This window comes from Nonomuraea sp. NPDC000554 (assembly GCF_040300065.1).
In the GTDB taxonomy this organism is placed as follows: domain Bacteria; phylum Actinomycetota; class Actinomycetes; order Streptosporangiales; family Streptosporangiaceae; genus Nonomuraea.
The window spans coordinates 88,583-112,148 of sequence record NZ_JBEPDC010000020.1 but is presented as its reverse complement, the minus strand read 5'-3'; the positions used below and the strand labels follow the sequence as shown (position 1 = coordinate 112,148).

The window sequence follows — 23,566 nt, the reverse complement described above, 5'->3', positions numbered from 1 at the left end:
CCCATGCACCTCGCCGTGATCGCCTCCCTCCTCCTGGCCCTGTTCACCAACCCGGCGCCGCCAGGCTTCGCCAACCCCGTCTCCAAGAGCTTCGCCGACACCTTCGCCGACCCGTCGGTCATCCGCGGGCTCGACGGGTACTGGTACTCCTACGGCACGTCCGACCCCCTGCGTGAGGGCGAGGGCGTCCACCACCGGCTGCCCATCGCCCGCTCCACCGACCTGGTCACCTGGACGTACGTGAGCGACGCGTTCGGCACGGACAACCTGCCTCCGTACGCCGCGCCGGGCAGCCTGTTCTGGGCCCCCGACGTCCGCTACCTGGACGGCCGGTACGTCATGTACTTCACCGTCACGAACACGGCGAGCACCCCGCACCCGTGGGACTACTCGATCGGCGCGGCCACCGCCCCTACCCCGACCGGCCCGTGGACCCACGCCAAGGCCCCCGTGGTGGCCCCGCGCCCCTCGGGCGACTCCTACTGGAACACGATCGACCCGTCCGAGTTCACCGACGCGGATGGGCGGAAATATCTGTACTTCGGCGGCTTCTTCGGCGGACTGTGGGTGACCGAGCTCGCGCCCGACGGCCTCACCGCGGTCGGGCAGCCGGTGCAGGTCGCGATCGACAACAAGTTCGAGGGCTCGTACGTGGTGCGCCGCGACGGGTTCTACTACCTGCTGGCGTCGTCCGCGAACTGCTGCGCGGGCCCGACCACCGGCTACTCGGTGCTGGCCGGACGCGCCACCAGCCCGCGCGGCCCGTTCACGGACCGGGAGGGCGTGCCGCTCACGGCGTCCCGGGCGGGCGGCACGCCCGTCCTCGACCAGAACGGGAACAAGTGGATCGGCACCGGCCACCACGCCCAGCTCACGGACCTGTCCGGCCAGGACTGGATGCTCTACCACGCGATCGACAGGTCCGACCCCTTCCTGGACGAGCCGTACGGCGTCAACGAGCGTCCGATGCTGCTCGACCGGCTCGACTGGATCGACGGCTGGCCCGTCGTCCGCGCGGGCGCCGGGCCTTCCGAGTCGTCCCGGGAGGCTCCGGTCACCCGCGGAGCGCTCGACGAGCGGTTCTCCGCGGACCTGTCGGGCTGGCAGGACACGTCCGGCTGGGCCGTGCGTGACGGGTACGTGCGGCATGTCGACGGCGGGCGCGCGACCCTGACGGCCCGCGCGGGCGCGGGCGGGGACGTGCGCGCGGAGACGGACCTACGGCTGGAGGGCGACGGGGCCGGACTGCGCGTCGGGACGGCGACCGCGCTGGTGTCCGGTTCGGAGCTGACCGTCTCGGCGGGAGGCGTCACCCGCACCACGCCGCTGCCCGGGGGAGCCCGCACCTGGCACAACCTCGCCGTGACCGTCAGGGGAAGGACGGTCACCGCCGAGGTCAGCGCCGCCAGGCTCGGCGACCCGCAGGCGACCGTCACCGTGCAGGCATTGCAGCCGGTGCTCGCGCCGGAGCGTTCGGCCGCGCAGGTGGGCCTGGTCGCCGACGGGGTCGCCGAGTTCGACAACGTGAGCGTCGCCCGGCTGTTCCGTCCCGTCACCAGCCGGGCGCCCGTCCCGCGCCTGGGCAAGCTGGTCGACGGCGACGAGTTCACCGGCCCGCTCGACCGCCGCTGGACCTGGGTCCGCGAGGACTCGGGCGCCGCGACCGCGAACGGCTCACTGCGCTGGCCCGTGCAGGGCGCCGACCTGGTCGGCGACGGCAACAGGGCGGGCGTGCTGCTGCGCGAGCCCCCGCGCGGCGACTACGTCGTGGAGACCAAGGTGACGCTCGACCTGGGCGAGGACACCGTTCGCAACTACCAGCAGGCCGGGCTGGTCGCCTACGCCTCCGACGACGACTTCGCCCGCCTGTGCCAGGTCGCCATCTGGAACACCCGCCAGGTCGAGTACGGCAGGGAGCTGAAGTTCGCCGACCGCCTGTCGTACGGCGCCAACATCGTCGGCCCGCCCGCCAGGACGACCTGGCTCAGGCTGGCGCACCAGGTCGATCCCGCCACCGGCGAGCACCGCTTCCGCGCCGGCTCCAGCCGTGACGGCCGGACATGGACCTGGGGAGGCGTGTGGACGTTCCCGGCGGGCGCGTCCCCGCGGATCGGCCTGGTCTCGCACGGCGGCGCGCACCCGCAGGTCAGCGCCGAGTTCGACTACGTACGCATCTACCGAGGAGCCTGAGACGTGCCCGATGCCCACCTGACCCTGGACCCCGCCTTCGCGATCGGGCCGGTGCGCCGCCGCCTGTTCGGCTCGTTCGTCGAGCACATGGGCCGCTGCGTCTACACCGGTGTCTTCGAGCCGGGCCACCCGGCGGCCGACGACGCCGGGTTCCGCACCGACGTGCTGGAGCTGGCCCGCGAGCTGGGTGTGAGCGTGGTCCGCTACCCGGGCGGGAACTTCGTCTCCGGCTACCGCTGGGAGGACGGCGTCGGGCCCGACCGTCCCACCAGGCTCGACCTGGCGTGGCGGCAGATCGAGACCAACGCGTTCGGGCTGAACGAGTTCATGGCGTGGACCCGGGCCGCCGGCGTCGAGCCGATGATGGCGGTCAACCTCGGCACGCGCGGCCTGCAGGAGGCGTGCGACCTGCTCGAATACGCCAACCACCCGTCCGGGACGCACTGGTCGGACCTTCGGATCAAGCACGGCGTCGCCGAGCCGCACGGGATCAAGCTGTGGTGCCTCGGCAACGAGATGGACGGCCCGTGGCAGATCGGGCACAAGACCGCCGCCGAGTACGGACGGCTGGCCAACGAGACCGCCAAGGCCATGCGGCTGGTCGATCCGGATGTCGAGCTGGTGCTGTGCGGCAGCTCCAACAGCTCGATGCCGACGTTCGGCGCGTGGGAGGCGACCGTCCTGGAGCACGCCTACGACGCGGTCGACCACCTGTCGCTGCACGCCTACTACGAGGAGAAGGGGGACCTGCCCGGCTTCCTGTGCAGCGCGGTGGACATGGACCGCTACATCTCCGCCATCGTCGCCACCGCCGACCACGTCGGGGCCAAGCTGAGGCGGCGCAAGAAGATCGACCTGTCGTTCGACGAGTGGAACGTCTGGAACCAGTCGGACTTCCGCGGGCGGGAGACGTCCGCGTTCGAGGAGGCGCCGCGGCTGATCGAGGACACCTACACCGCCGCCGACGCGGTCGTGGTCGGCGACTTCATGATCACCCTGCTCAGGCACGCGGACCGGGTGAGCGTCGCCTGCCAGGCGCAGCTCGCCAACGTCATCGGGCCGATCAGGACCGAGCCCGGCGGGGCCGCCTGGCGTCAGACGATCTTCCACCCGTTCGCGCTGACCGCCAGGCACGCGCGCGGCACCGTGTTGCGGGTGGAGCCGTCCGGCCCGCTGCTGGAGACGTCCAGGTACGGCGAGGCGTCCGCGCTCTCGGCGGTGGCCACGGCCGACGGCGGGTCGCTGGCCCTGTTCGCTGTGAACCGCTCGCCCGACCAGGCGCTCGACCTCACCGCCCGGCTGCCGGGCCCGGCGCGCCCGGTGTCGGCGTCGGTGATCGCGGCGGGCGACGACCCGCACCGGACCGAGGTGACGCCGCAGCCGCTGGACGTGCGGGCGGACGGTGACAGGCTGACGGCCCGGTTGCCCGCCGCGTCCTGGGCGATGATCCTTGCCGATTGCGAAACACTGCGTTCTGCGGGAGCGCAGGAAGCAGGCCACCTGTGAGGCTCTGAAGGCGGCCGCGCTCCGGCTCGCGCCGGAGCGCGGCCCCCACGGGCGTCGCCGAGCGCGTGACCGCGTCCTCAGGCGTTAGTCTGCCGTCAGAATGTCGTTCTGGACTCTGGGGAGAGCCATGCCGGACAACCTGATCTTCCGCCTGCCGCCGACGTTCGAGACGGTCGAGGAGGAGCGGAGGCACCGCAAGGAACGGCTCGCCGCGGCCCTGCGGATCTTCGGCAAGTTCGGCTTCGAGGAGGGCGTGGCCGGGCACATCACCGCCCGCGACCCCGAGCTCACCGACCACTTCTGGGTCAACCCGTTCGGCCTGTCGTTCAAGCACATCCGGGTCAGCGACCTCATCCTGGTCGACCACGAGGGCAAGGTCGTCGAGGGCCGCTACCCCGTCAACGAGGCAGCCTTCGCCATCCACTCCCAGGTCCACCAGGCGCGTCCCGGCGTGGTGGCCGCCGCGCACAGCCACTCCGTCTACGGCCGCGCCCTGTCGGCGCTCGGCCAGATCATCGAGCCCATCACCCAGGACGCGTGCGCGTTCTACCAGGACAACGCGCTGTTCGACGACTACACCGGCGTGGTGACCGACCTGGAGGAGGGCAAGCGCATCGCCGCCGCGCTGGGCGGCAACAAGGCGGTGGTGCTGCGCAACCACGGGCTGCTGACGGTCGGCGACACGGTCGACGCCGCCGCCTGGTGGTTCATCACGATGGAACGCTCGGCGCAGGTGCAGCTCGTCGCCAAGGCGGCCGGGCAGGTGGTCCCGATCGAGCCCGGCAACGCGGCCCTCACCCACCAGCAGATCGGCAACGACCTCGTCGGCTGGATCAACTACCAGCCCCTGCACGACCAGATCACCCGCGAGCAGCCCGACCTGTTCGAGTGACCTCGCGCGGGCCTCAGCCGCGGAAGGTGTGGCGGTAGGCCAGCGGGGCGACCCCGACCGCGGCGTGCAGGTGCTGGCGGAGCGAGACGGAGGTGGAGAAGCCCGCTCTGCGGGCTATCTCCTCCACCCCCAGGTCCGTGCTCTCCAGCAGGTGCCTGGCGTGCTCCACCCGCTGCCTGGTCAGCCACTTCGCCGGGCTCAGGCCGGTCTCCTCGCGAAAGCGCCTGGTGAAGGTCCGGACGCTCATCTTCGCGTGGCCGGCCAGGGTGTCCAGGTCCAGCGGGGCCTGCAGCCGGGAGAGCATCCAGGTGCGGGTCGCCGCGGTGCTCGTGCCGTTGGCGTCCGGCAGCGGGCGCTCGATGTACTGGGCCTGGCCGCCCTCCCTCCAGGGCGGCATGACGCAGCGCCTGGCCACGCGGTTGGCCACCTCGCTGCCGTGGTCACGCCTGATGACGTGCAGCGACAGGTCGAGGCCCGCCGCCACCCCCGCCGAGGTGAGGACGTCGCCGTCGTCGATGAACAGCACGTCCGGGTCCAGCTTCACCTGCGGGAACAGGGAGGCGAAGCGCGCCGCGTCGCGCCAGTGCGTGGTGGCCGGGCGGCCGTCGAGGAGCCCCGCCGCGGCCAGGACGAACGCGCCCGTGCAGATCGACATGATCCGCGGGCGTCCGTGCAGGGCCGCCCTGAGGTCGTCGTCGATCATGCCGTCCTTCAGGGGGCTGCCGTCGTGGATGCCGGGCACCAGGACGGTCTCGGCCGTGTCCAGGACGTCGAGGTCATGGTCGGGCAGGACGGAGTAGCCCGCCGCACAGCGGACCGGCCTGCGGCCGGGGGAGCAGGTCACCACGTCGTAGAGTTTCTCCCCGTCGGAGGACTCGGCGCACCAGAAGACCTGACCGGGCACGCCCAGGTCGAGCGGGGCGAAGTGGTCGAGGGCGACGACCGCGATGCGATGGGCCATGGCCGGATTCTTACACATATTGGCTTCCCGGCCACTCGCGGGGACGACCTGGGATAATCCAGGATTATCGAATGACCTTGAGCACCACCACCCGCGCCCCCCGGCTGCACCGCGCCTGGTGGGTCGCGGCCGTCGCCTTCGTGGCCATCCTCGGGGCCGCGGGCTTCCGCGCCACCCCCGGCGTCCTGATCAACCCGCTCCAGGAGGAGTTCGGCTGGAGCAAGGGCACGATCTCCCTCGCCGTCTCGGTCAACCTGGTGCTCTACGGCCTCACCGCCCCCTTCGCCGCCGCCCTCATGGACCGCTTCGGCATGCGCCGCGTGGTCTCGCTGGCGCTGCTCCTGGTCGCCGCCGGCAGCGGGCTGACGGTGCTGATGACGGCGAGCTGGCAGCTCCTGCTGTGCTGGGGCGTCCTGGTCGGGCTCGGCACCGGGTCGATGGCGCTGGTGTTCGTGGCCACCGTCACCGACCGCTGGTTCGTCCGGCACCGCGGCCTCGTCACCGGCGTGCTCACCGCCGCGGGCGCCACCGGGCAGCTCATCTTCCTGCCCGTGCTGGCCCAGCTCGCCGAGGGCCCCGGCTGGCGGGTCGCCTCGCTGGCGGTCGCCGCGTCCGCGCTGGCGGTGGTGCCGTTCGTCTGGTGGCTGCTGCGCGACCACCCCGCGGACGTCGGCCTCACCGCCCTCGGCGCCGAGCCGGACGTGCCCCCCGTCGCGCGGCAGCACGCCAACGCGGCGCTGCGGGCGGTCACCGTGCTGCGGTCGGCGGCGCGCACCCGTGCCTTCTGGTTTCTGGCGGGAGGCTTCGCGATCTGCGGGGCCAGCACGAACGGGCTGGTCGGCACGCACTTCATCCCGGCCGCGCACGACCACGGGATGGCCGAGCCGACGGCCGCCGGGCTGCTCGCCGTCGTCGGGATCTTCGACATCGCGGGCACGGTGGCCTCGGGCTGGCTCAGCGACAGGATGGACCCGAAGGTGCTGCTCGGCGTCTACTACGGGCTGCGCGGGCTGTCGCTGATGGTGCTGCCCAGCCTGTTCGCGGCCACCACCGAGCCCAGCATGCTCATCTTCATCGTCTTCTACGGCCTGGACTGGGTGGCGACCGTCCCGCCGACGGTGGCGCTGTGCCGCCGCGTCTACGGCGCGGACGGCGCGGTGGTGTTCGGCTGGGTGTTCGCCTCGCACCAGGTCGGCGCCGCCATCGCCGCCGTCGGGGCCGGGCTCGCCCGCGACCACCTGGGCGCCTACGACCTCGCCTGGTACGGCGCCGGTGCGCTGTGCATCCTGGCCACCGGCATGTCACTGGCCATCGGGCATGCTAGAGCGCGATGAACGACACAGAACTGATGGTCCTGCCGCTCGTGGTCAGGATCGAGAGGGCGACGCCGCCCGAGCGCACCGACGCGCTGGAGGCGTCCGCGATGGCCGTGCTGAGCCTGCTCGACGACCCCGGCGAGTGGGCGGGCGAGGTGGACGCCTGGCAGTCCACCGGCAAGATCCGCAAGGTGGTGCGCAGGGCCAGGGGCGCCGAGTGGCGCCGGGCGCTCGCCCTGCCGGGCCGCACCGTCGAGCATCGCACGGCCGAGGTGCGGGTGTACCCGCCGGTGCCGCTCGACGCCTGGCCGCGCGACCTCGCCCGGTTGCAGGTGGGCGGCACCGAACTGGCCGACACCCGCGAGCCCGCCCCGGCCGCGTCGCCGGTCCTGTACGCCAATCCCGGGCTGGAGATGTCCGCGGGCAAGGCCATGGCCCAGGCCGGGCACGCCGCGCAGCTCGCCTGGTGGGCCAGCGACAGCGACGAGCGCGCAGCCTGGCGGGCCCACGGCCTGTCGGTGTCCGTGCGCACCGCGACGGAGGCCGGCTTCGCGGAGAAGGTCGCGGCCGGCCTGCCGGTGGTGCGCGACGCCGGGTTCACCGAGATCGAGCCCGGCTCGTGCACGTTCGTCGCCGACGCGCCCTGGCTGTACGGGCGGGTCGCCAGCTCCTGAGAGCCCCTAGAGGGGGAAGACGTCCGCCAGCACGCCGCCGGCGGCCGTGATCCGGGCGGGCGACGGGCTGTCGTACACCACCATGAACCTGTCCTCGCCCACCACGGCCAGCCCCTCCGGGTGGTCGCAGCCGATGCCGTGGGGCAGTTCGGCGACCGTCTCCAGCTTGTCGGCGGGCACCAGGTCACCGCTTCGCGCCACCCGCCAGCGCATCACCCGCACCGGGCCGTCGAGGTCCATGCTCGGGCCGGTGAGCAGCAGCAGGTCCCCCTCATGCGGGCACAGGTCCCGCACACCGAGCCCGCCCAGGTCCAGGAAGTGCTTGCGGTACGGGCTGCGCAGCCGCAACCGGCCGGCCTCGCTCTCCTCGGGACGCAGCTCCAGCACCACCGCCCAGCCGCGCAGCACCGGCCCGCGCAGGCCCAGGTAGACCCGCTCGCCCAGCACCGCGATGCCCTCGATGTCGAGCCCGTTGTCCTTGCCGGGCAGCGCCAGGAACGGCGCCAGGTGCTCGTCGTCCGCGAGCTGGGCGGCGACGTTGTCCGCGCCTGACAGGACCGCGCCGGGAAGCGGCGCGTTGGACGCCGGGTCCAGCGGGAGCCTGGCCAGGATGAAGCGGTTCTCCTCCCTGACCACGGTCGCCAGCCGCCTGGCCGCCTTGGCGGGGTCCTTCGACTTGACCCGCTTGCGCTTGAGGCTGTGCGAGCCGACCGCCCACAGGTGGCCGTCGGCTCTGGCCAGGCCCTCGATGTCGGCCTCGTCCTCGCGCCCGGCGGGAAGCCGCACGTAGTCGCCCAGGTGAAAGGTACGCTGACCTGCGAAGACCGCACCGTCCCAGGCGAGGTGCTCGATGGTCGCGGTCTCGTCGCCGGCGAGCCAGAGGCCGGTCTCGTCACGCCGGAGGGCTGAGAGGTTCGTGTGCGTCTGCGCCGCCCGCGAGGCGTGATCGAATCGGAGTTCCACCTGTTCCACGGAGCCATGATGACACTTCGGTCGCTTCATGAGCGGAATGGCGGGATTTGTCGTACGCTCCCGATCGTGCTCGATGGGGAAGATGGGACCAAAGGTGCCCCTGTGACAACCGCCAACAGGCCGGCTCCACGACCTCGTCGGTCCCGCATCGGCGATCTGCGGATGCGGGACGTCTACCGGGGGCTCGCCGTCCTCGCCGCGCTGGCGGTCGCCGCCGTCGCGGTCGTCCTGGCGCTCCCGTCGCGGCCGGACGAGGCCGCCGCAGGGCCGATCGCCGCGCCATCGGCCCTGCCGTCCTCGTCCGCGCCGCCCACCACTGCGCCAAGTACTGGGCCCACTACTGCGCCCACTACTGGGCCCACTACTGGGCCCACGGCGGTCGAGCCGTCCCCCAGTGACCCGGCTCCACGGGCGACGCCCACGCCCGGCACGTCGCTCGCCCCCGGATACACCGCCATGGAGGCCCTGTACGCCGACGCCCGCGTGCCCCGGCTGTCGGGCAAGGTCAGGCGGCTGCACCTGCGCGCCACTGGCAAGCGCTTCTACAAGGACGAGCGGACCGGCCTGCTCGTCCCGAAGCTGGGCAAGCCGTGGAAGGTGTCGGGAGCCGCGCCGTTCACCACCAAGCAAGTGCTGCGCAAGGAGCGCGGCAAGGTGCTGCGCGGCACGTTCGTCACCTGCCCGCTGCCGATCGAGAAGCAGAAGTCGCCGCGCGACACCGCGCTCCTGGCCGCCCGCTGGACCCTCAACCACCACCCCGAGGGCTCGCGCATCCACTGGCTCGCCTCGCAGCCCGTCAAGGACGGATGGATGCTTCTGTACCAGGTCGACTACGGCAAGCACGCCTCGCGCGCGGCGGTGGTCGTCCTTGACGGGGGAATGAGCAAGCCTGGTCTGGCGTTCGTCTCAGTACCTGACACGCAGCGCAACCGGTGGCGCGACATCACGCGCGTGATCTCCGGGATGCGTGTTCTAGGCTAGAGATCATGGTTGCGGCGATGTTGGGGGAGTGACGCCGTGGAACGCTCTGGAGCGCCGCAGGCAGGGGACAAGGACAGGTCCAAGCCGCCGTGGCGCGCGGAGGGGCTGCCGGGCTCGACGGGCGGAGGCCGTCCGAAGATCAACTGGTGGCGGTTCGTCATCACGCTCCTCGTCGTCTACGCGGCCTTCTTCCTGGTCTCGTCGTTCTTCGACAGCGGCCAGGTCGAGACCGTCTCCTACACCGAGTTCACCAAGCAGGTGAACGCGAAGAACGTCAAGGACATCTACGCCACCGGCCTGTCGGTCGAGGGCGACCTGAAGTCCGCGGCCAAGGACCCCGACAGCGGCAACACCTCCTACACGAAGTTCCGCACCGAGATCCCGGCCTTCGCCGACCATGACCAGCTCTACCAGCGGCTCGAGACGGCCCAGGTCGACATCAAGGCCGATCCGATCAACTCCGGGCGCGGCTTCTTCCTCAACCTGCTGCTGTCGCTGCTGCCCGTGCTGCTGCTGGCCGGGCTGTGGATCTGGATCATGCGCCGCGGCGCCAGCATGATGGGCGGCGGGCTGGGCGGGCTCGGCAAGTCCAAGGCGGCCAAGCCGGTCGAGGCGGGCCAGGTCCGCGTCACGTTCGAGGACGTGGCCGGCATCGACGAGGTGGAGAACGAGCTCGTCGAGGTCGTCGACTACCTCAAGGACCCCGACAAGTACCGCAGGCTGGGCGCCAAGCTGCCCAAGGGCGTGCTGCTCGCCGGGCCTCCCGGCACCGGCAAGACGCTGCTGGCCAGGGCCGTCGCGGGCGAGGCCAAGGTGCCGTACTTCTCCGCCAGCGCGTCCGAGTTCATCGAGATGATCGTCGGCGTGGGCGCGTCCCGGGTGCGCGACCTGTTCGAGGAGGCGCGCAAGGTGGCGCCGTCCATCGTGTTCATCGACGAGATCGACGCCATCGGACGGGCCCGCGGCGGCGCGGGCGGCCTGGGCGGCCACGACGAGCGCGAGCAGACGCTGAACCAGATCCTCACCGAGATGGACGGCTTCTCCGGAGCCGAGGGCGTGATCGTGATCGGGGCGACGAACCGTCCCGAGATCCTCGACCCGGCGCTGCTGCGTCCCGGACGCTTCGACCGGACCGTCCAGGTCGGGCTGCCCGACGCGGCGGGGCGCACCGCGATCCTGCAGGTGCACACCCGCAGCGTCCCGCTCGACGGCGAGGTCAGCATCGACCAGATCGCCAAGACCACGCCCGGCATGACCGGCGCGGACCTGGCCAACCTCGTCAACGAGGCGGCGCTGCTGGCGGCCAAGCGCGGCAAGGAGAAGGTCGGCGCCGCCGACTTCGCCGACGCGCTGGAGAAGCTCCAGCTCGGCGCGGCGCGCAGCATCGTCATGCCGGAGGAGGAGCGCAGGCGCACCGCCTTCCACGAGGCGGGCCACGCGCTGCTCGGCATGCTCCAGCCGGGCGCCGACCCGGTCAGGAAGATCTCGATCATCCCGCGCGGGCGGGCGCTCGGCGTCACCCTGTCCACGCCCGACACCGACCGCTACGCCTACGACGAGCAGTACCTGCGCGGACGCATCACCGGCGCGCTCGGCGGGATGGCGGCCGAGCAGGTGGTGTTCGGCGTGATCACGACCGGCGCGGAGAACGACCTGGAGCAGGTCACGATGATCGCGCGGGGCATGGTCGGCCGCTGGGGCATGTCGGAGCGGGTCGGGCCGCTGACGATTCTGCCCAGCGACGGGCAGCAGCCGCAGGCGTCCCCGGCCACGCTCGCCACCGTGGACGAGGAGGCCCGGCGGATCGTCGACGAGTGCTACGAGCGCGCGGTGCAGGTGCTCAGCGAGAACCGCGACAAGCTCGACGCGATCGTCGTCGCGCTCCTCGAGCACGAGACCCTGGACGAGGCCCGCGCGTACGCGGCGGCCGGTCTGGCCGCCCACGGTAAGTTTTCCGAAGATTAGTACAACCTGGGATATAGCTCGGTTTAGTGGAGGGAACGTCTCCCGGCGACGATCGGGGGGACTCTCATGACACTGAATGACGAGCTTCTCGCGCAATTGGGCGACCCCGGCGTGGAGCAGATCGCCGAGCTCCTCGGCACCGACGTCGCCTCGGCCCGCAAGGTGATCGAGGCGACGTCCGGCACGATCATCGGCGGCATGGCGCGCAACGCGGAGTACCCCGAGGGTGCCGAAGCGCTGCGCGCCGCGCTCGACGAGCACCTCGACGCGGACCCCTTCAACGCCGACGTCGCCTCGTTGTCGCGCGACGGCCAGAGCATCCTCGGCCACGTCCTCGGCGGGCAGGGCACCGAACAGGCGGCGGCCGGGCTGTCACGGCTCGCGGGGGTCGCCCCCGGCACCATCCTGAAGCTGTTGCTGCTGCTCGCACCCATGATCATGTCGCTGCTCGCGAACCGGGCGTCGTCCACCGGCATGGACGCCGGAGCGCTGGCCGACGTGCTGCACCGGGAGCAGTCGGCGCTGCCCGGCCGCCTCGGAGACCTGCTGGACGACCTGCTCGACGGCATCTTCGGCGGAACCCAGCCCAGCGTGCCCCAGCAGGGCCGGGCCGAGCCACAGCGGGCGTCGCACCCCGAGTGGTGACCGGTAAGCTGGGGCCGTGATCGTCCTGGCCTCAGCCTCCCCCGCCCGCCTGGCCCTGCTCCGCAGCGCCGGGCTCGACCCCAAGGTGATCGTCAGCGGCGTCGACGAGGAGGCCTTCTCCGCGTACTCGCCCGCGGCGCTCAGCCTGGAGCTGGCCAAGGCCAAGGCGGCGGCGGTCGCGAGCGGCCTCGACGAGGGGCTGGTCATCGGCTGCGACTCGATCCTGGAACTCGACGGCAGGCCCTACGGCAAGCCGAGCACGCCGGAAGAGGCGGCCGAGCGGTGGCGCCTCATGCGCGGGCGCACGGGGCGGCTGGTCACCGGGCACTGCGTGATCGACGTGGCGGCCGGCAGGCAGGTGGCCGAGGTGGCGACCACCGTGGTCCGGTTCGGTCAGCCGTCCGACGAGGAGATCGCCGCCTACGTCGGCACCGGCGAACCGCTCGCGGTGGCCGGGGCGTTCACCCTCGACGGGCGCGGCGGCTGGTTCGTCGAGAGCATCGAGGGCGACCACGGCAACGTGCTCGGCATCTCGCTGCCGCTGGTTCGCGAGCTGTTCGGCGAACTGGGCTACGCGGTGACGTCGTTCTGGCGCTAGCCTGCCGGGCATGCGATCTTTGCGCGATTTCGCCGCGGGCGTGGGGTTCTTCCTGCAAGGCTTGGGATGGGTCGCCAGGAACGGCCGATGGTGGCTGTTCGGGCTGATCCCGGCGCTGATCGCGTTCGCCGTGTACGTGGTGGCGCTCGTCTTACTCGGGACGAACGCGTCCGACCTGGCCGAATTCCTGACCCCGTTCGCCGACTCGTGGTCCTGGCGCGAGACCTTCCGAACCCTCATCGGGGTCGCGCTGGTCCTCGGTGGCCTCGCGCTGGCGGTACTCACGTTCACCGCGCTCACCCTGGCCATCGGGGAGCCGTTCTACGAGAAGCTGTCGGCCGCCGTCGACGTGCTGCCCGACGTGGAGGAGCAGCCGTGGTGGCGTACGGTGCCGCGGTCGATCAGGGACAGCCTCGTGACCCTGGGCTGGGTGATGGTGTTCACCGTGCCGCTGTTCTTCCTGGGCTTCGTCCCGGTGATCGGGCAGACCGTGGTGCCGGTGATCGGGGCGGCCGTGTCGGGCTTCTTCCTCACGGTCGAGCTGACGATGCTGGCGCTGGAACGCAGAGGACGCTCGCGGCGGGAGCGCTTCGCGCTGCTGCGGGCGAACAAGGGGCTGGCGCTGGGGTTCGGGGTCGTGGTGTTCCTGCTGTTCCTGGTGCCGTTCGTGGCGGTGCCGGCGATGCCGGCGGCGGTGGCGGGCGCCGCCCTCCTGGTCCGCGACCGACTCGCCTGACGACCTCGCCCGCGGTCTCTGCCCGCTTGACCCCGCGCACCGGCCCACGCTTGACCGCGCTCGCCGGGTCGCGTCGAACCCGTCCCGCGCCCTCCGTGTGACCTTTCCACGGGCTGCGCGCCCATCCTCAGGCCGAGTAACCTCTGCGTCTTCGTCCACGATCTTTCCGATGCCTCATGGGTTCAGGCCGGTCCAGCCCCAGGTGTCGTGATCGGCCTAGCGTCGTCCGGACTCTCGGTCAACTGGGTCTGTTGGCGAGGAAGTCCTCGATTCGCCGGGCGAGAGCGTCGGGCGTTTCGAGCATGGGTAGGTGTCCGCTGTCGAGGGATTCATTCCAGTTCGTGTCGAGGTTGCGCGCGAATCGCTGTTGCAGTCCGATCGGGAGCGCAGCGTCTTGGCTGGTGGAGAGGTAGCCTCGACGTTCGGGAAAACCGCCGCCTTGGGGCGTGTCCCGGTAGAGACGCACAGACTCGGGGTTGAACTCCGCCACGATGCGATCGGCCGTCTCCGCGTCGACCCGGCCGGCCACGCCTCGCCGGATGGCGGCGTCGGGCGGTCGGGTGCCGGCCAGTCGCATCGCCAGGCTCAGCACGAGCCGGTTCGGCAACGGCATCGACGCGACGAAGCTGCGTCCCGGCTTCGGCACGACGGCCGTGACGGCCAGGAACGCGCCCACCCGGTCAGGTGCGAGGGTGACGATTTCCGCTGCGACAGTCCCGCCGCTGGAGTGCGCGACGACCGCGAATCGCTCCCACGGTGCCGAATCCAGTGCCGCGGCGGCGTATTCCGTGAGCGAAGCGCGATCATGACGCGGTCGCTCAGCGACGGCCGTCCGGTGCGATGCGGCCAGTTCTTCGCGCACCTGATCCCAGATCCAGACGGGAAGACCGGCGCCGCTCAACAACAGGATGGGTTCTCGCGGCTGTGTCATGCTCCGATTCTGGAGGCGCTGGATGTCACCGTTATGGCACCATTCATGGATGAACCGCACCGACCGGCTCTACGCGATCCGCGAAGAGCTCCGCCGTGCCGGTCCCCGCGGCCGCACTGCCGAACAGCTCGCCACCGCATTCGAGATCAGTGTCCGCACCGTCAAGCGCGACATCTCCGCTCTGCAACAGGGCGGGTTCCCAGTCTGGGCACGCACGGGCCGGAACGGCGGATACGTCGTCGATCGTGCCGCCACCCTGCCGCCGGTGAACTTCACCGCCGCCGAAGCCTCCGCGCTCGCTGCGGCGATCGCAGCACACCGTGGACAACCATTCGACAGGCAGGCCCGAGCTGCCCTGGTGAAAGTGCTGGCGGTGATGGACCCGCAGGCGCGGCGGCACGCGGACGACTTGACCGAGCGCATCTGGATCGACCACAGCACTGCCGAGGCAGCTGATTCGCGCCGACGCAACGCGATCGAACAGGCCCTTCAGGAGCGCAAGGTCCTTTCGCTGCGCTACCGCGATCGTCACGGTACGCCAACGACGCGCCGGGTTGACCCCCAGCTGCTCGCGTTCACGGCCGGGCACTGGTTCCTCGTGGCGCGCTGCCACCGCCGCGAGGCCATCCGGTGGTTCCGCCTCGATCGGATCGAACGCGCCAGTCTCACCACTCAGCCTGCCGTCGACATACCCGTCGAAGAGTTGGGGGCACCGCCCTCGACGGCGGCCTCCGTCCGGGTACGACTGGCGATGTGATCCCGGCATAACCTTCGGTTGGTCGATGATTGGCGGCGCTTGCTTGCCAAGCCCGACTTCTACCTGCGGTACGCCGTGGATGAGGACTGACGGGCGAAGACGAAAGCCACCGGCCAACTGTCGCAAGACGGGGCAGCGTAGCCGTAAAACCCCAGATCAACCCCCTGATTGTGGATAGTCCAACGTTTTCCACAGAACGCGGTTCCGGCGCGCCGGACCAGAGCGGCTGCGGGCACCCTCGTGCCCATGACGACCTCCGAACCCTGCCTCACCCTGTCCAGCCCCGCCGACGTCCTGGCCGCCGTGCCGTACCTCGTCGGCTTTCACCCCGACGACAGCCTCATCGTCATCGGGCTGGCCGAGGGAGAGGCGAGGGTGGCGACCCGCTGGAACCTGCCACTCCCACCAGGCGCGCTGGCCCCCTTGGCCCCTCTGTTTGACAGGGAGGGCATCACCCAGGCCGTCGTCGTCGGCTACGGCCCAGGGGAGCGGGTCACCCCCGCGGTCGACGAGGCCAGGCTCCTCGCGGCCCGCGCCGAGGTGGAGGTCGAAGAGGCCCTGCGCGCCCACGAGGGCCGCTACTGGTCGTACGTGTGCGGCCTCGCCCGTTGCTGCCCGCCCGAAGGCACGCCGTACGACGTCGCCACCAGCCACGTCGCCGCCGAAGCCACGGTACGCGGCCTGGTCGCCCTCCCCGACCGCCAGACCCTCGAACGCACGATCGCCCCCGCCTCCGGCCCCGTCCGCCTGGCCATGCGCCGAGCGACAGCCGAAGCCGTGGCCGACATCCGAGCCACGCTGGCAGCAGCCCCCGACACCGACGCCTTCGCCACCGACTTCGTCACCGACGGCCTGGCCAGAGTCAGAACAGCGCTCGCCAGCCACGCCTCGGGCGGACGCCTCGACGACGGCGAAGCAGCCAAGCTCGGCCTGGACCTGGCAATCATCAGAATCCGGGACGAAGCCTGGACCCTCACGGACGAATCCCACGTCCCGTTCTGGAAAGACCTCACCCGCCGCCTGGAGCCGCGCTTCATCCCGCCGGTCGCGTCACTCCTCGCCATGGCGTCGTGGCGTGGGGGCGACAGCATCCTCGCCACCATCGCCCTCGACCGCGCCCTGACGATCAACCCCGGCTACTCGATGGCCAACCTGCTCACGCACGCCCTGCACCACCTGCTCTCCCCGCGCATCCTCCGAGGTCGTCTCCCCACCCCCGCCGAACTCGACACCGCCATGGGCCCGCCCCACGCCGCCTGGCTGCTCCCCTTGGTCGCCCTGCTGGACGAGGAGAGACCCGTGGCCGCCTGACGGGCCTTCGGTGTGCGGCAGGCTGCCGGTATGAGAGTTCTCATGCTTGGCGGCACTTGGTTCCTCGGCCGCCGCGTGGCCGAGCGGCTCGCCGAACGAGGCGACGAGGTGATGATCGCGCACAGAGGATCGCCCCGGTCGGCGCCAGAGGTGCCGGGCACCCATCTGCGCACCGAACGCCACGATCTGCCGCGACATGCCGCGCAGATCAAGGACTTCGCTCCCGATGCCGTGATCGACACCCACGCGCTCACCGGCGCGGACGTTGAGGTGGTGCTGCCGGTCCTGCCCGAGGTGCCCACGGTGGTGCTGTCCAGCCAGGACGTGTACGAGGCGTACACCGGCCTGATGAGCGGACGTCCCGTGGCGGCGTTGCCGTTGACCGAGGAGTCGCCGCTGCGGCGAGAGCGTTACCCCCACCGCGGCGCAGGTTACGACGGGGTGCCCGATGACTACGACAAGCTCGACGTGGAGGAACGTTGGCTGCCCAGAGGAGCCGTCGTGCTGAGGCTCCCGCTCATCTACGGCCCGCACGATTGGCAGCGCAGGGAGGAGCCGATCCTGCGGCGGCTCCGGGCGGGGCGGCGACGCATCCCCGTGGGGGCGGCGAACCTGCTGTGGACGAAAGGGCACGTCGACGATCTCGCCAAGGGGGTGCTCGCCGCGCTGGACTGCCGTGCCGCTGACGGGACGGCCGTCAACCTGGGCGAGACCAGCACGGTCACGATCTGGACGTGGTTCCGCCAGATCCTGGACGCGGCGGCATCCGAGGCCGAGCTGGTACGGGTTCCCGAGGAGGCGCTTCCCGCCGACCTGGCGCTGACGCGGGCACCCGCCCAGCACCTGCTGTTCTCGATGGCCCGTGCACAGGCCCTGCTCGACTGGGCGCCAGCCGACCCGGCGCTGCGGGTCGCCGAGTCGGTGCGCTGGCACCTGGCCAACCCCCCGGAAACGGTGTGGACCCCTGAGGACGAGGCTGCCGACGAGGCCGCGCTCTCCTGACTCCACGAGGTCTACGCGCGGGGCCGCCCAGCCCGGGCCGCCCCGCGGAAGCCTGCCCTGTGGAGGCCCACCCTGTGGAGGCTCGCCCAGCACGGGCCGTCCCTTCGAGTGATGATGCTCGCCTTCGGTCCCGGCCAGTCGCCGCCCGGCCGTCTCACCAGGCAGCCGCGTTGCGCACCGCAGGCCCCCAGAACCGCCGCCGTCACCCCGCCACCGCGACCGTCAGCCTTCTTGCCGCCGCCACCGCCTCGACGAGCGTGCTTATGGAGACACGGTGAACGGGAACTCGCCAACAGCGAATGGCCAGGCCAAGGCGTTGGCTCGCCCGTTCTTCGCTGGTGGTGGCGAGTGGCGGGAATCCGTTGGACATTGTCGATTCAGCCCATGGGGTGCCGGTCGACGCCCGGTCTAGCCTTGCGCTGCGAAACGAAAGGAGCGGCCTGGCTGCCAGGGATCGGCGGAGGGTCGGCCCTGCGTGTGCGGAACAAGGCGGCCGAGCGGGCTCACGTCAATCGGAAGCACCCCAACCTCAGAACGGAGCACACCCTCCCATGTCCATCTTCATGCCGATCGTGATCGGCCTGATCGCCGTCACCCTCATCTCCCTGATCCCCGAGCCGCACCGGCGCCTCGTCAACGCCGTGACGGTCGCCGGCGCGGGCGCCGCCTACCTCAGCGGCGGTGGTCTCGGCTACTGGGAGTTCGTCCTGCCCGTCGTCATGACCTATGTCGCCTACCGCGGGCTCAACAGCTGGACCTGGATCGGCATCGGCTGGCTGCTCCACACCGCCTGGGACGTCATCCACCACCTCAAGGGCGCCCCCATCCTGCCCTTCGCCGAACAATCCTCCTTCGGCTGCGCCATCTGCGACCCGGTGATCGCGTTGTGGTGCTTCGCCGGCGGGCCGTCGGTCCTCGGCTGGGTCCGCGACCGTCTGTCCCGAAAGGCGCAGAACGCACCGCAGGCCTGACCGCCCACGTCCTGCACAGCAGGGCGGTCGGTGAGTCAGTCCTGCTGACCGTTCGCCTCACGGCGACGGCGTTCGTTGTAGGCGCGCATGCGCGCCGGGTACCCGGTGAGCTGCACGTCGTAGACCGGCAGGGCAAGGTCGCGGGCGACCTTGTGGATCACGGCGGGGGAGCCCACCCTGCGCCTGGTCCACTCGCCGTCGTCAGCCACCGCGACCGCGGTCGTGTCGGTCGCGAAGGTCTCCGGCTCGACGTAGAACTCGACGCCACGCCGCGACCGGGCGAAGTCGATGAGGGCTTCGATGTCGGCGTCCGTCGCCTCACGGTCGAACTTTGCGACCTTCGCACCCCGCAGTCGCCGGATGCCGTAGCGGTCTCGCCATCTCATGGATCCTTTTTATACCGCCAAGAGCCGCCGCGCGTCGGGGTGATCTAGGGGATACATCCGGGATAGTCCCGATGGCCACGCCGTTTCGCGCGGACGCAGTATGGACGTTGACTGCCCGAACCGAAGGAGAGGCATGACTGTTATGGCTGGGGTACCCACACCCCCGGGCCCGGGACAGATGCCGCCGGCTCACCTGCGCGTCACCAACCAGGACCGCGAGCATGTCGTGGAGCACGTCAAGGCCGCCTACGCTGAGGGCCGCTTTGACAAGCTCGAGTTCGACGAGCGCCTGGAACGCGCGATGACCGCGCGTACGCACGGTGACCTGACGCCCATCATGACGGAGCTGTACGGCACCCGCCCTGCCCCGCGCATCTACCCGGCACCGCCGCCCGCCCGTCCGGATGCGCCTACGGAGAGCAACGAACGTCTCGGCGCCTCCCTGGCCCACCTGCTCACCGTGGTCGGCTTCCCGATCGTCGGCCCGCTGATCCTGCTGCTGACGGGGGCCAAGACCTCGCCCTACATCAAGCAGCACGCGGTGGAGGCCCTCAACTTCCACCTCACGGTCCTGGGCGCCACCATCCTGCTGCCGTTCACGCTCGTCGGCATCGTGCTCATCCCGGTCATCTGGGTGGCCGCCTTCGTCCTGTCCATCGCTGGAGGCATCTCCGCCCTCTCGGAGAACTCCTTCCGCTACCCCTTGACGGTCCGCCTGATCAAGTGACCTCGCGTGATGGGGCCCGACGGCCCCAGGCCCTTGCCCAGGGCCCGACGGGGGCGCGCGAGCCGACGGGGGCGCGCGAGCCGGCGGAGGTGCGCGAGCCGGCGGAGGTGCGCGACCGCTTGTGACGTCGGCGGCCGAGGCTCCGATCAGCTGCGCCCGCAGCGGCGGCAACGGCCGCGCCTGCGCAGGTGGTAAGCGAGGGCGGCGGTGGCCAGGGCGCCACCCCAGATCGGCCAGAACGTCTCCGGCAGCCAGGCGCCCCATTCGGACAGAAGGAAGCGTCCGGCGAGCGATTGGCGGATGTACGTCAGGCCCGCCACGGTGATGACGATCGCGACCAGGGTGGCCGGGACGATGGCGAGCAGCGGCGGCACCCGCCTGCCGCGCAGGCCGGGGATCCAGCGGGGGAAGATCTCGCCCCAGCGCTGCGTCAGCCCGAGTGTGAGCAGGCCGCCGCCCGCGCCGAAGGTGGCCAGGTAAGCACCGGCCAGCCAGATGCCGGGAGCGTCCTTGGCGCCTTCGTCGAGGAACTCCTTGCTCACCCCGAGAGGGATGTCCAGAGCCCAGCTCCATCGGGTCGCGCAGTACACGAGCGGGACCGTGACGGCGACGTAGACGGCGACGCGGCCCCAGCGGGCCGCCGCGGCGGGGGACGTCCAGCCGTCCTCGTCGGTACGCCCGCAACCGGCGCACGCGTCCCGGCAGCGCCGCTGGTAGGCGACCGCGCCGACCGCTAGGAGCAGCCCGCCGAGCACGCAGAGCAGCTGGTTGAGGACGGGCCAGGGCCAGGCATCGGACAGCTGGACGCCACCGAGGCTCCAACCGGCGAGCGGCGCGACCAGCAGCAGCGGCGTGTACGCCAGGCCCATCATGACGCGGGAGTCGGGAATCACGACGGCCAGCAGCGCGGCGAGGGGCCAGGCGAGGAACAGGGGTGTGAGGCGCAGCGGCACGCGCCCGCTCATCCGGGTCAGCGCCAGAGCGGTGACCGTGCAGACCAGGCCGAAACCGGCGATCCACCAGCCGCCGGGGGTGGGGTCGAGCCCCGCCAGGATGGACAGCGCGCCGTCGGGGTCGGGATCGCTCCGGCCCCACGGGAAGCCCGGCGCGCCCAGCGCCCACGACAGGCCCAGCGTGCCGTATCCGAGCGACCACACCGCCGCCGCGTACGCGGGCCACACCGCCCGGCGCGTGCGAGGGGATCGAACAGTGATCGTTGTCATATGCCCAGCGTCCTGCCCCCGACAGGGCGGCGGCCATGTGCCGTTCGGCAGATCCTGACCGCCTTCGCACGTCGTCTCTGTGCCATTCGGGGGGCGCGGCGGCGTCGGGCGTTGTGCTGCGGCTCGGGGGCGCGGCGTCGGGCGTTGTGCTGCGGCTCGGGAGGGCTGTCCTTATGGGCAGTCAGGGGACGTCAGCGGGCGAGGACCTCGTACTTGACCGTCATGACGCCCGCGCTGATGCTGCCGATGGACTTGAAGGCGGCTGCGGAGAGGTCCAGGCAGCGGCCCCCGATGTACGGGCCGCGGTCGTTGATGCGGACCGTGACCGACTCGCCGCTGGACGGGTTGGTGACACGGACCCTGCTGCCCATCGGCAGGGACTTGTGGGCCGCCGTCATCGCCGACGGGTCGAAGCGCTCGCCGCTGGCCGTCATCTGGCCCTCGTCGTAGTAGGAGGCGCCGCAGGTGCCCGACGACAGGACGCGGGTCTTCGGCTTGGCCGGCTCGGCCTTCTTGGGCGCCCGCGTCTGCTCCGTCTTGACGGCCTTCGGCAGGGCCCCGTTCGGCGGCTTGGGCGCGGAGGACGTCCTGGGGGACGGCTTGGGGGAGGGCTTGGAGGCAGCGGACGGGGTCGCGGGGCTGGGCGTCGCGGAGCCGGTGGGCGCCGGGGTGGAGGGTTCGGGGGTCGCGGGGGAGGGGGCGGCGAGGTCCAGTGCCGTCGTCGACCTGGGGGTGTCGTCGTTGGCGACGGCGGCCCAGGCGGTGGTGGACGCGGCCGCGACGACGGCGGCGCCGGCCGCGACGGTGACCCATCGGCGCTTGGAATGACCGGTCGCGCGCTCGGCCGGATTGGGACGTGACGGCTTGCGGGAGTGCTGGCCCAAGGGAACCACGGTCCTAATTAGGGGACAGGACGGGGAAGGCCAGGACGGGGACAGAAGTGGGGGCGTGCGTCGGCCGTTCCCGAGAGCGAGGGCGGGGGAGCCCTCGCGACGTGGACAATACGGGACAAACTGCAGGTAAAGGCAAGTTAATAGGACGTTCAGTGACATATATCACTTAAGTAACAAGATTGCCCAGAACTCCCACGGTACGCCGTGGATCTACCGGATTCTGGTAAAACGACGACTTCCATACCGCATGCGTATGGGTCGTGAAGATCGCGCTCTCTCGCGGAGGCGCGGACGCTCGTCTAGAGCATGAGGGAGCGGACGGTTTCCACCGTGTCGGCGTCCTGGGGACGCTTGTCCGGGCGATACCGCAGGACGCGTGCGAAACGCAGCGCCATCCCGCCCGGGTAGCGGGGCGAGCGCTGCACCCCGTCGAAGGCGATCTCCACCACCAGTTCGGGACGGAGCCGCACCATCCACTCCTCTGTCGGCCCGTCGGCCAGCTCCAGGAAGCGCTCTGTCTGCCAGGCCAGCAGCTCGTCCGTCAGCCCCTTGAAGGTCTTGCCGAGCATGACGAACCCGCCGCCCTCGGTGTCGCGCGCCCCCAGGTGGAGGTTGGACAGCTTGCCCTGACGGCGGCCGTGACCCCATTCGGCGGCCAGGACGACCAGGTCGAGCGTGTGCCGCGGCTTCACCTTGATCCACCCGGCGCCCCTGCGGCCCGCCGCGTACGGCGACGCCAGGGACTTGACGACCAGCCCCTCGTGCCCGGCCCTGACCACGTCGGTGAAGAACTTCTCCGCCTCCGCCACGTCGGACGTGACGAGCCGAGGCGTCAGAAGGGCCTGCGGGACCGTGCGCGCGAGCACCTCCTGGCGCTGGGAGTAGGGCAGGTCGAGCAGGTCGGCGCCGCCGACGCGCAGCGCGTCGAAGAAGAAGACGCTCAGCGGAGTCTCCTCGCGCAGCCGCGACACGTTGGTCCGGCTGGTGGCGCGGCTCGCCGTCACCTGGAACGGGTGCGGGCGGCCGTCGGGACGCAGCGCGAGCACCTCGCCGTCGAGCACCAGATCGCCGGACGGCAGCCCCAGCACCGCCTCGACCAGCTCGGGCACCTGCGCGGTGATGTCGTCGAGGGTGCGGGTGAAGACCTTCACCTCGTCACCCGAGCGGTGCGCCTGGACCCGTACGCCGTCGAGCTTCCACTCCAGAGCCGCGGGCACGCCGGCCTTCTCCAGCGCGGCGGCGACGTTCGGCGCGCTGCCCGCGAGCATGGGGGAGACCGCCCGCCCGACCTCGAGCCGGAACGCGCGCAGCGCCTCCACCCCGCCGGCCAGCGCCGCCGCCCCGACCGCGGGCAGCCAGCCGCGCAGCGTCAGCGCCTTCCGGACGTCCGCCGACGGCGCGCCTGACGCCTTGGCGATCGCCTCGATCATCACGCCGTCGAGCGCGCCCTGACGCAGCTCGCCGCCGAGCAGGCGGAGCATGAACGCCTGCTCCTGGCTGGTGAGACCGGCGAACAGCTGGGTGACGGCGCTCTTGCGGGCCGCCTGTGAGCCCTGCCCGGAGATCGCCTTGATGCGGGTGAGTTGCTCGTCGACGGTGCTGAGCGTGGCGGTGGCGATCAGCTTGGGCTCGGGAAGCTCCTGCAGGGTGCGCCAGCCCACGCCGATCTGGCGCTGCGGCAGCTCGCCCGACAGGTAGGAGATGGCGATCTCCGCCTCGTCGGGGCCGACCCGGCCGAGCAACTCGGCGAGGTGGCCGACCTTGCCGAGCCTGGCGGACGTCCGCGTCACCGCCTCGGAGACCCGGACCACGTCGATCAGTAGCACACGCCTATCGTGCCTCACCGCGCCGAGATTTCGTACATTCTTTCCTGTCGCGCCGACCGCGTGATGGACTCCGGCCGCACGACCAACTCCCGGAACCGACCGC

Annotated in this window: 22 protein-coding genes; 15 read left to right on the top strand and 7 right to left on the bottom strand. The window is 71.3% G+C overall.

Annotation, left to right across the window (positions count from 1 at the left end):
* The first annotated feature begins 3 nt into the window (after positions 1 to 3).
* The 3 genes from ABT294_RS32750 (at position 4) to ABT294_RS32740 (ending at position 4,588) form a co-directional block, all read left to right on the top strand.
* Positions 4 to 2,190: a glycoside hydrolase family 43 protein gene (locus ABT294_RS32750; RefSeq protein ID WP_350810175.1), complete on the top strand. Its 2,187-nt coding sequence runs from the start codon at positions 4 to 6 to the stop codon at positions 2,188 to 2,190.
* Positions 2,191 to 2,193: 3 nt separating this feature from the next.
* Positions 2,194 to 3,696, top strand: a complete 1,503-nt coding sequence (gene arfA / locus ABT294_RS32745) for an arabinosylfuranosidase ArfA (protein WP_350810174.1) — start codon at positions 2,194 to 2,196, stop codon at positions 3,694 to 3,696.
* 127 nt (positions 3,697 to 3,823) lie between these two features.
* The gene (locus tag ABT294_RS32740) at positions 3,824 to 4,588 is read left to right on the top strand and encodes a class II aldolase/adducin family protein (protein WP_350810173.1); all 765 of its coding nucleotides are present in this window, start codon (positions 3,824 to 3,826) and stop codon (positions 4,586 to 4,588) included.
* Between the two features lie 13 nt (positions 4,589 to 4,601).
* Here ABT294_RS32740 and ABT294_RS32735 read toward each other — a convergent pair whose 3' ends face one another.
* On the bottom strand, positions 4,602 to 5,549 hold the full coding sequence (locus ABT294_RS32735) for a GlxA family transcriptional regulator (protein WP_350810172.1): 948 nt from the start codon (positions 5,547 to 5,549) through the stop codon (positions 4,602 to 4,604).
* 71 nt (positions 5,550 to 5,620) lie between these two features.
* Between ABT294_RS32735 and ABT294_RS32730 the strand changes: the two genes are divergently transcribed.
* Together ABT294_RS32730 and ABT294_RS32725 are read left to right on the top strand one after the other, a co-directional pair.
* Entirely contained in the window at positions 5,621 to 6,883 is a 1,263-nt protein-coding gene (locus ABT294_RS32730; RefSeq protein WP_350810171.1) for an MFS transporter, read from the top strand.
* Positions 6,880 to 7,539, top strand: a complete 660-nt coding sequence (locus tag ABT294_RS32725; protein ID WP_350810170.1) for a peptidyl-tRNA hydrolase — start codon at positions 6,880 to 6,882, stop codon at positions 7,537 to 7,539. The genes ABT294_RS32730 and ABT294_RS32725 overlap by 4 nt, the downstream gene beginning before the upstream one ends.
* Before the next feature lie 6 nt (positions 7,540 to 7,545).
* Here ABT294_RS32725 and ABT294_RS32720 read toward each other — a convergent pair whose 3' ends face one another.
* Complete coding sequence (locus ABT294_RS32720) at positions 7,546 to 8,511, bottom strand: DUF3616 domain-containing protein (protein WP_350810169.1); 966 nt, start codon at positions 8,509 to 8,511, stop codon at positions 7,546 to 7,548.
* A 102-nt stretch (positions 8,512 to 8,613) separates the two neighbouring features.
* Here ABT294_RS32720 and ABT294_RS32715 point away from each other — a divergent pair, with 102 nt between their 5' ends.
* The 5 genes from ABT294_RS32715 to ABT294_RS32695 all read left to right on the top strand — a co-directional run bounded on the left by ABT294_RS32715 (position 8,614) and on the right by ABT294_RS32695 (position 13,436).
* Positions 8,614 to 9,492 carry a hypothetical protein gene (locus ABT294_RS32715; RefSeq protein ID WP_350810168.1) on the top strand — a complete coding sequence of 293 codons (879 nt, stop codon included), beginning with the start codon at positions 8,614 to 8,616 and terminating at the stop codon, positions 9,490 to 9,492.
* Positions 9,493 to 9,528: 36 nt separating this feature from the next.
* Positions 9,529 to 11,457, top strand: a complete 1,929-nt coding sequence (gene ftsH / locus ABT294_RS32710; protein WP_350810167.1) for an ATP-dependent zinc metalloprotease FtsH — start codon at positions 9,529 to 9,531, stop codon at positions 11,455 to 11,457.
* A 66-nt stretch (positions 11,458 to 11,523) separates the two neighbouring features.
* Positions 11,524 to 12,102 carry a DUF937 domain-containing protein gene (locus ABT294_RS32705; RefSeq protein ID WP_350810166.1) on the top strand — a complete coding sequence of 193 codons (579 nt, stop codon included), beginning with the start codon at positions 11,524 to 11,526 and terminating at the stop codon, positions 12,100 to 12,102.
* Positions 12,103 to 12,118: 16 nt separating this feature from the next.
* Positions 12,119 to 12,700, top strand: coding sequence for a Maf family protein (locus ABT294_RS32700; protein ID WP_350810165.1), 582 nt, complete (start codon positions 12,119 to 12,121; stop codon positions 12,698 to 12,700).
* Positions 12,701 to 12,710: 10 nt separating this feature from the next.
* Complete coding sequence (locus ABT294_RS32695) at positions 12,711 to 13,436, top strand: EI24 domain-containing protein (RefSeq protein ID WP_350810164.1); 726 nt, start codon at positions 12,711 to 12,713, stop codon at positions 13,434 to 13,436.
* A 238-nt stretch (positions 13,437 to 13,674) separates the two neighbouring features.
* Here ABT294_RS32695 and ABT294_RS32690 read toward each other — a convergent pair whose 3' ends face one another.
* The gene (locus tag ABT294_RS32690) at positions 13,675 to 14,367 is read right to left on the bottom strand and encodes an alpha/beta fold hydrolase (RefSeq protein ID WP_350810163.1); all 693 of its coding nucleotides are present in this window, start codon (positions 14,365 to 14,367) and stop codon (positions 13,675 to 13,677) included.
* Between the two features lie 49 nt (positions 14,368 to 14,416).
* Between ABT294_RS32690 and ABT294_RS32685 the strand changes: the two genes are divergently transcribed.
* The 4 genes from ABT294_RS32685 (at position 14,417) to ABT294_RS32670 (ending at position 18,408) form a co-directional block, all read left to right on the top strand.
* Positions 14,417 to 15,124: a helix-turn-helix transcriptional regulator gene (locus ABT294_RS32685; RefSeq protein ID WP_350810162.1), complete on the top strand. Its 708-nt coding sequence runs from the start codon at positions 14,417 to 14,419 to the stop codon at positions 15,122 to 15,124.
* A 246-nt stretch (positions 15,125 to 15,370) separates the two neighbouring features.
* Complete coding sequence (locus tag ABT294_RS32680) at positions 15,371 to 16,435, top strand: DUF4192 domain-containing protein (RefSeq protein ID WP_350810161.1); 1,065 nt, start codon at positions 15,371 to 15,373, stop codon at positions 16,433 to 16,435.
* Between the two features lie 42 nt (positions 16,436 to 16,477).
* A complete protein-coding gene (locus ABT294_RS32675) occupies positions 16,478 to 17,437 on the top strand; it encodes a Rossmann-fold NAD(P)-binding domain-containing protein (protein ID WP_350810160.1) in 960 nt (319 codons plus the stop codon).
* Positions 17,438 to 17,988: 551 nt separating this feature from the next.
* Positions 17,989 to 18,408, top strand: coding sequence for a DUF6010 family protein (locus tag ABT294_RS32670; RefSeq protein WP_350810159.1), 420 nt, complete (start codon positions 17,989 to 17,991; stop codon positions 18,406 to 18,408).
* Positions 18,409 to 18,443: 35 nt separating this feature from the next.
* Here the strand turns inward: ABT294_RS32670 and ABT294_RS32665 are convergent, their stop codons facing one another.
* A complete protein-coding gene (locus tag ABT294_RS32665; protein ID WP_350810158.1) occupies positions 18,444 to 18,794 on the bottom strand; it encodes a hypothetical protein in 351 nt (116 codons plus the stop codon).
* A 178-nt stretch (positions 18,795 to 18,972) separates the two neighbouring features.
* Here ABT294_RS32665 and ABT294_RS32660 point away from each other — a divergent pair, with 178 nt between their 5' ends.
* Entirely contained in the window at positions 18,973 to 19,521 is a 549-nt protein-coding gene (locus ABT294_RS32660; protein ID WP_350810157.1) for a DUF1707 and DUF4870 domain-containing protein, read from the top strand.
* Between the two features lie 146 nt (positions 19,522 to 19,667).
* Here ABT294_RS32660 and ABT294_RS32655 read toward each other — a convergent pair whose 3' ends face one another.
* The 3 genes from ABT294_RS32655 to ABT294_RS32645 form a co-directional block, all read right to left on the bottom strand.
* A complete protein-coding gene (locus ABT294_RS32655) occupies positions 19,668 to 20,744 on the bottom strand; it encodes a hypothetical protein (RefSeq protein WP_350810156.1) in 1,077 nt (358 codons plus the stop codon).
* A gap of 191 nt (positions 20,745 to 20,935) precedes the next feature.
* Positions 20,936 to 21,628 carry a septal ring lytic transglycosylase RlpA family protein gene (locus tag ABT294_RS32650; protein WP_350810155.1) on the bottom strand — a complete coding sequence of 231 codons (693 nt, stop codon included), beginning with the start codon at positions 21,626 to 21,628 and terminating at the stop codon, positions 20,936 to 20,938.
* Between the two features lie 308 nt (positions 21,629 to 21,936).
* Positions 21,937 to 23,463: an ATP-dependent DNA ligase gene (locus ABT294_RS32645; protein WP_350810154.1), complete on the bottom strand. Its 1,527-nt coding sequence runs from the start codon at positions 23,461 to 23,463 to the stop codon at positions 21,937 to 21,939.
* Between the last annotated feature and the right edge of the window lie 103 nt (positions 23,464 to 23,566).

Bases quoted from the DNA above. Each gene is read 5' to 3' on its own strand.
- ABT294_RS32750 (WP_350810175.1), top strand. From the start codon at position 4: ATGCACCTCGCCGTGATCGCCTCCCTCCTCCTGGCCCTGTTCACCAAC.
- ABT294_RS32740 (WP_350810173.1), top strand. From the start codon at position 3,824: ATGCCGGACAACCTGATCTTCCGCCTGCCGCCGACGTTCGAGACGGTC.
- ABT294_RS32735 (WP_350810172.1), bottom strand. From the start codon at position 5,549: ATGGCCCATCGCATCGCGGTCGTCGCCCTCGACCACTTCGCCCCGCTC.
- ABT294_RS32730 (WP_350810171.1), top strand. From the start codon at position 5,621: ATGACCTTGAGCACCACCACCCGCGCCCCCCGGCTGCACCGCGCCTGG.
- ABT294_RS32725 (WP_350810170.1), top strand. From the start codon at position 6,880: ATGAACGACACAGAACTGATGGTCCTGCCGCTCGTGGTCAGGATCGAG.
- ABT294_RS32705 (WP_350810166.1), top strand. From the start codon at position 11,524: ATGACACTGAATGACGAGCTTCTCGCGCAATTGGGCGACCCCGGCGTG.
- ABT294_RS32695 (WP_350810164.1), top strand. From the start codon at position 12,711: ATGCGATCTTTGCGCGATTTCGCCGCGGGCGTGGGGTTCTTCCTGCAA.
- ABT294_RS32690 (WP_350810163.1), bottom strand. From the start codon at position 14,367: ATGACACAGCCGCGAGAACCCATCCTGTTGTTGAGCGGCGCCGGTCTT.
- ABT294_RS32685 (WP_350810162.1), top strand. From the start codon at position 14,417: ATGAACCGCACCGACCGGCTCTACGCGATCCGCGAAGAGCTCCGCCGT.
- ABT294_RS32680 (WP_350810161.1), top strand. From the start codon at position 15,371: ATGACGACCTCCGAACCCTGCCTCACCCTGTCCAGCCCCGCCGACGTC.
- ABT294_RS32675 (WP_350810160.1), top strand. From the start codon at position 16,478: ATGCTTGGCGGCACTTGGTTCCTCGGCCGCCGCGTGGCCGAGCGGCTC.
- ABT294_RS32670 (WP_350810159.1), top strand. From the start codon at position 17,989: ATGTCCATCTTCATGCCGATCGTGATCGGCCTGATCGCCGTCACCCTC.
- ABT294_RS32665 (WP_350810158.1), bottom strand. From the start codon at position 18,794: ATGAGATGGCGAGACCGCTACGGCATCCGGCGACTGCGGGGTGCGAAG.
- ABT294_RS32660 (WP_350810157.1), top strand. From the start codon at position 18,973: ATGCCGCCGGCTCACCTGCGCGTCACCAACCAGGACCGCGAGCATGTC.
- ABT294_RS32655 (WP_350810156.1), bottom strand. From the start codon at position 20,744: ATGACAACGATCACTGTTCGATCCCCTCGCACGCGCCGGGCGGTGTGG.